This window comes from Vibrio jasicida CAIM 1864 = LMG 25398 (assembly GCF_000400365.1).
In the GTDB taxonomy this organism is placed as follows: Bacteria; Pseudomonadota; Gammaproteobacteria; order Enterobacterales; family Vibrionaceae; genus Vibrio; species Vibrio jasicida.
The window spans coordinates 1-4820 of record NZ_BAOG01000162.1 but is presented as its reverse complement, the minus strand read 5'-3'; the positions used below and the strand labels follow the sequence as shown (position 1 = coordinate 4820).

Here is a 4820-nt window from a genome sequence, read left to right as displayed (position 1 = left end):
GGTCGAGGGCGATATCATTCGAGTTATGCGTGTACTCCACCAGAAACAAAAATTCCCTACGGATTGATTGCTTCCTCTGGGGAACTAATGCCCTGTTAAGGTGTGAGCAACGCACTACTGATGCTTCCGCATACCACCTTAACCACTAAACACAACGCATAGTAAAAATGCCACGCGTTGCGAATCACTCTTAAACAGTTTGTTATGAATCAGTCGTCCAACACCAAATTTTTATACCAAGGATTACTTTACAAGGGACGTATAGACCATCCCAATTTAATACTGGTTGGGTTTCTAAGTGGTAGATTCCAATCCTTGTGATAATCATGGATTCGCTCATGCCAGTCACCAAACTTGGCATTTCTCAACGGATACATACCAAATTTTTCATAAAAATGTGAGATTAAGTCTGATTCTACATCTTTATAGGCATCACTGTTTCCTCGAACTTTCACTTCAGTCATCCAAACGTGTATAGCTATATCTTGCAGAGAATCTGATAAATTTCTGAGCCAAAACTTTAAGTGATTACCAATTCGCGCACGCAGTTGACCACGACCAATATAAAGTACTTTTGATGGTTCCCCTTCATAATCAATACTTAAATTTTCCGCGATAGTAATTACGTAGATTCCCTGATTAACCGAAGATAAACTCGTTTCAAATTCATCTTCCCACACATAATCTAACTCAGACATAATCTTGCTTCGGATTTTAGAGTCAATCCAATCCCAGACATCCGCTTTTACGTTATCGTAGGATAATGTGCGAAGATTAATTCCCATGTCAGAAGCATACTCACTAAACCTTATAGGGTGTTCGTTCTTTACCCAATTATATTCTATGTATGCCACTTTTTACCTCTTAACCAAAGTGATTCATAACGCCTTGTTAAGGTGTGAGGCACGCAATACCGAAGCTTCCGCATACCACCTTAACCACTAAAACCAACGCATAGTAAAAATGCCACGCGTACCGAATCACTCTTGAACAATTTGTTATGCGCTTGAATCACACACGAAATTAACGTCTTCATCGATTAACCGATAACTTGTAACAGCTTTAATGTCGCCACAGCCTCTAACTAGAATATCTAGGCAGTCAAGGCGACCATTATTAACACTTAAAACAGTCTCTGCACCCAGTTCCAAAGCTGAGGATTCAACTAGAGGACCAATAAAGTTTACTGCCTTAGAGTTAGTTACGACATTACCTCGTTTTTCGAAGCATACGATAACACCAGCTCCCGTATATTCACGCTCTGATACAATTAGCTCAGAAATACAGGTGTTTTTGAAGTCATCTGGATAAGAGCTAAAAATAAATTGGATAATAGATTTTTCTAATTCATTCATTTTACCAACTCACCTTTCTGGCGCATAACGCCCAATTAAGGGGTGAACAACGCCTCCACCCAAACCTAAAGCATTGTGCCATAAACACTAAATTTGAAGTAAAAGCAAAAATGCGAAGCGTTGTGAATCCCTCTTAAATTGCTTGTTAGGTGCGTTACTCCCCTTCCTAAGTGTTTGGGGGGCTATTATCACTTGACGGCTTTAACGCCCCATCAAGTGCTTCTTTCGAGTATGGCGAATTAAGGTGGTGAATTAAGTCTCCTAACATGAATGAATGTTGTAATTTCCCACTTTTTTCAAAGATATCGGTACCATTGGTAATATCAAAAACATGCTCGTGAATAAGAACTCGATTGCCTGCATACAACCTAACCTTAATTTTCGCTTCCCCGCCTAATACATTTTCTAATCTATTATTAAATTCTTGAACTAGGTTAGTTCTTGAAGAGAATTTAGGATACGTATCTGAAAAATAGTATTCTTTTGAAAAGCTTTTCAAATCTAATTCTTTCACTAATCCAGAAAACTTAAAGCCACCAGAGTAACCAATTTCAACCTCCTTACCTGCAGGTATATTTACTACCGTGTTCTTACTTATGTCATCACTAAGACCCGCACTCGAGTATGAATTTGACAATATCCCTCTTTTATTTACATCAATCACCTCAAGTGAAGTAATATAAATGTCTGCATCACTAACGTTCAAAACTGTTAAGTATAAAAACGATGTTTCATACAAGTCATTGGGGAAGCCTTGGTAATTAGAGATGAAAAAATTATGTACAGGCTCAAAACGAGCGCCTTTTATATACAACGCGCTTGTTTTTTCATCCGATGGAAAATGAGGAGCTAACCAACCAACAATTGAGGCAGTCCCAGCCAAAACAGTAAAGATCAAAAAAGCTAACCATCCTAACCACTGATTTTTGTGCTCCGAACAAAAGAATCGCCACTCGCCATGCCTCCCGCATCGAGAGCGATTGGCATTTCGACCAAAACATCTTTGATTTCTTTTCACTGTATTCCTTTCTAAATTACCTTTAGCACCTAACGCCCTGTTAAGGTGTGAGCAACGCAATACCGAAGCTCCCGCATACCACCTTAAACACTAAACGCAACGCATGGTAAAAATGCCACGCGTTACGAATCACTCTTAAACAGTTTGTTATACGAATTTATATACGACCAGCTTTAATTTCTTCGCCAATAATCTTTAAAACAACTCGGGAAAGGGTTTCATCATTTGAAGCTTTGTATGAATGAGCTGTATCTGAATCGAATGCGATTCTCATTTGATTACCAGTATCATCATTACTGACAAACATAAAATTATCTTGATAATCACTCGATGAAGCAAAACGAATTGTGTACGTTTGTCCATTGAAAGGAACTGAAATTGTGCGAAATATATTAATACCTAACAACTGTGTCATTTTTTATAATACCTTAATCTAATTCTCTAATTGATCTTTTAATATTTGATTCTGCATCATCTAATTCTCTCAGTGCACGACGAATATCCGAGCTTTCAGGTGAAGTGTTTCTTGCACGCTTCAACGCTCTTTGCGCATCATCAATTGCACTCAGTGCTCGCTTTAGCTTTTGTTTTGCTGACATAAAATCTCCATTTATATCCAGATTCGTATAACGCCGCATTAAGTGGTGAACAACGCGACCACCCAACTTCAAACCTTGCCACATTTAGCACTGAAGCCGACCTAGACTGAAATTGCCAAGCGTTGAGAATCCGTCTTAAATGCTTTGTTATGTTTTAGCACAATCCGTTGATTTACTTGGCAAAGAACTGAGATGTAGACCTAGATTTCTGAACCAAGTCACAAGCTAGAACCCACTTGACCGGCAGATGCGCCAAACCAACAACGAGTAAATCCACTTCCCTGCTAATGAGGCAACTAGATCAAGGCTCAACAAGCGCCCTTTCTTAGCACGAGCAGCGCAGAACAATGGATATTTGCCGAGGCAACTGCCAAGGTTATTGGCTAATTGGGAAATACGCCCAAAGCGACTTTGAGCCAGAGAAACAAGACGACCAAACCACCCGATAACTTAAATGAAGCAACCCGCGAACCTTGGCATGTTTTACGGGTTAAGTAATTCAGGAATTGGGGCAGATAATCGTGATTTGCTGAGTCTACTCCCAACGAGTAGCTAAAGGGGCAAAGAACGAGTCAAAGGCATTTAAGCCATTGAAATCACATTAAAACATAACGCCCTGTTAAGGTGTGAGCAACGCTATACCGATGCTTCCGCATACCACCTTAAACACTAAACGCAACGCATAGCAAAAATGCCGCGCGTTGCGAATCACTCTTAAACAGTTTGTTATGTGTTGCTTAACAAGTGCTCATACTTTTCAGGTAATACGGCAAACTCTCCCCAACCGATATCTTCGATACACAACCCAATGCCACTTTCAGTAACCTTGCCATACATCAAGACTACTTTTCCTTTAGAATCGTCATCAATACCGTGCTCTTGCGAGCTTTCATCAGTCGCTTTAAGACAAAAGTCTACGCAATCAGAGTTTTTTGGGTATTCAAACATTGTTTGTCTGATGTTTTGAGGAGTCGAGCCACAGTTCCATGATGACTTAACTTTCCCAAAGTACAATTTCGGTGACTCATCTACTTCTTTGATACTTCTAATATCTACTAATAGATCTTGTAATAACACGGCATTTGCTTTGTTAGGGAAGTGGAAGTATTTATGTATGTTTTGGCTAAAGTTACGACATAGACCTCGAATTGTTGTAATTCGACTCGGTAATTTGAAGTTTTCACCATTATGACGACTAATAGCTACTTCAGTTAATTCACCGTTGATATCTTCAACAGGTTGTCCTTGATACTCCTTAGATTTAGCCCCTGACGGAGCCTGAGGCTTAACTTTCATGAACTCTTTTACAACAACAAGCTTTTCATCTTCAATCGCTTTGCGAGCGAGCTCTTCTGTAGCAAATTTCTTACCTTCAGCCTTTTTAACCCTCAATCCACATTCAGGTTTAAATTTACTAGAGTGGACAAAGAAAGCTTTACGCCCGTTCGTATCAAATGGTTTATTTTTTGGTGATTTAAATAGATTGACACAACACTCGGGACAAAATATCTGTCCTTCCATATCTGGCGTATATTCTGTTGTTGTTACTTCTTTTGCTTCTTTTTTTAGTGTCTTATGATTTCCACGCTCGTAGTCCCATTCTTTATGGTAAAGCGCGAATTTAATCTGGTTGCCATCAGCCATTTATTATTCCTTATTAGTAAAGCTAGATATAGATACATCTGTTAATCACTAGAACGGAATATACATGCTGTTGCATTATTTACTATGCGGTAAGTCAATGATGTACCAAAAACACATAACGCCCTGTTAAGGTGTGAGCAACGCAATACCGAAGCTACCGCATACCACCTTAAACACTAAACGCAACGCATAGTAAAAATGCCA

General features: G+C 39.2%; 6 protein-coding genes and 1 pseudogene. 1 reads left to right on the top strand and 6 read right to left on the bottom strand.

Annotated features, from left to right (window positions below; all coding sequences use genetic code 11):
* A pseudogene (locus VJL_RS29315) lies at positions 1-67 on the top strand (type II toxin-antitoxin system RelE/ParE family toxin); the annotation flags it as partial.
* Positions 68-248: 181 nt separating this feature from the next.
* Here the strand turns inward: VJL_RS29315 and VJL_RS25985 are convergent.
* The 6 genes from VJL_RS25985 to VJL_RS25965 all read right to left on the bottom strand — a co-directional run bounded on the left by VJL_RS25985 (position 249) and on the right by VJL_RS25965 (position 4616).
* Positions 249-854 (bottom strand): hypothetical protein, encoded by a 606-nt coding sequence (locus tag VJL_RS25985; protein WP_038882248.1) that lies wholly within the window; start codon positions 852-854, stop codon positions 249-251.
* Positions 855-998: 144 nt separating this feature from the next.
* On the bottom strand, positions 999-1355 hold the full coding sequence (locus VJL_RS25980) for a hypothetical protein (RefSeq protein WP_038882247.1): 357 nt from the start codon (positions 1353-1355) through the stop codon (positions 999-1001).
* 166 nt (positions 1356-1521) lie between these two features.
* Positions 1522-2373, bottom strand: coding sequence for a hypothetical protein (locus VJL_RS25975; protein WP_038882245.1), 852 nt, complete (start codon positions 2371-2373; stop codon positions 1522-1524).
* 157 nt (positions 2374-2530) lie between these two features.
* Positions 2531-2788, bottom strand: coding sequence for a hypothetical protein (locus tag VJL_RS25970; RefSeq protein ID WP_029857974.1), 258 nt, complete (start codon positions 2786-2788; stop codon positions 2531-2533).
* A 13-nt stretch (positions 2789-2801) separates the two neighbouring features.
* Positions 2802-2972 (bottom strand): hypothetical protein, encoded by a 171-nt coding sequence (locus VJL_RS29745; protein ID WP_173400293.1) that lies wholly within the window; start codon positions 2970-2972, stop codon positions 2802-2804.
* 726 nt (positions 2973-3698) lie between these two features.
* On the bottom strand, positions 3699-4616 hold the full coding sequence (locus VJL_RS25965; protein WP_038882244.1) for a hypothetical protein: 918 nt from the start codon (positions 4614-4616) through the stop codon (positions 3699-3701).
* Between the last annotated feature and the right edge of the window lie 204 nt (positions 4617-4820).

Coding starts and splice junctions, on each gene's coding strand:
- VJL_RS25980 (WP_038882247.1), bottom strand. CDS start 1,355: ATGAATGAATTAGAAAAATCTATTATCCAATTTATTTTTAGCTCTTAT.
- VJL_RS25970 (WP_029857974.1), bottom strand. CDS start 2,788: ATGACACAGTTGTTAGGTATTAATATATTTCGCACAATTTCAGTTCCT.
- VJL_RS29745 (WP_173400293.1), bottom strand. CDS start 2,972: ATGTCAGCAAAACAAAAGCTAAAGCGAGCACTGAGTGCAATTGATGAT.
- VJL_RS25965 (WP_038882244.1), bottom strand. CDS start 4,616: ATGGCTGATGGCAACCAGATTAAATTCGCGCTTTACCATAAAGAATGG.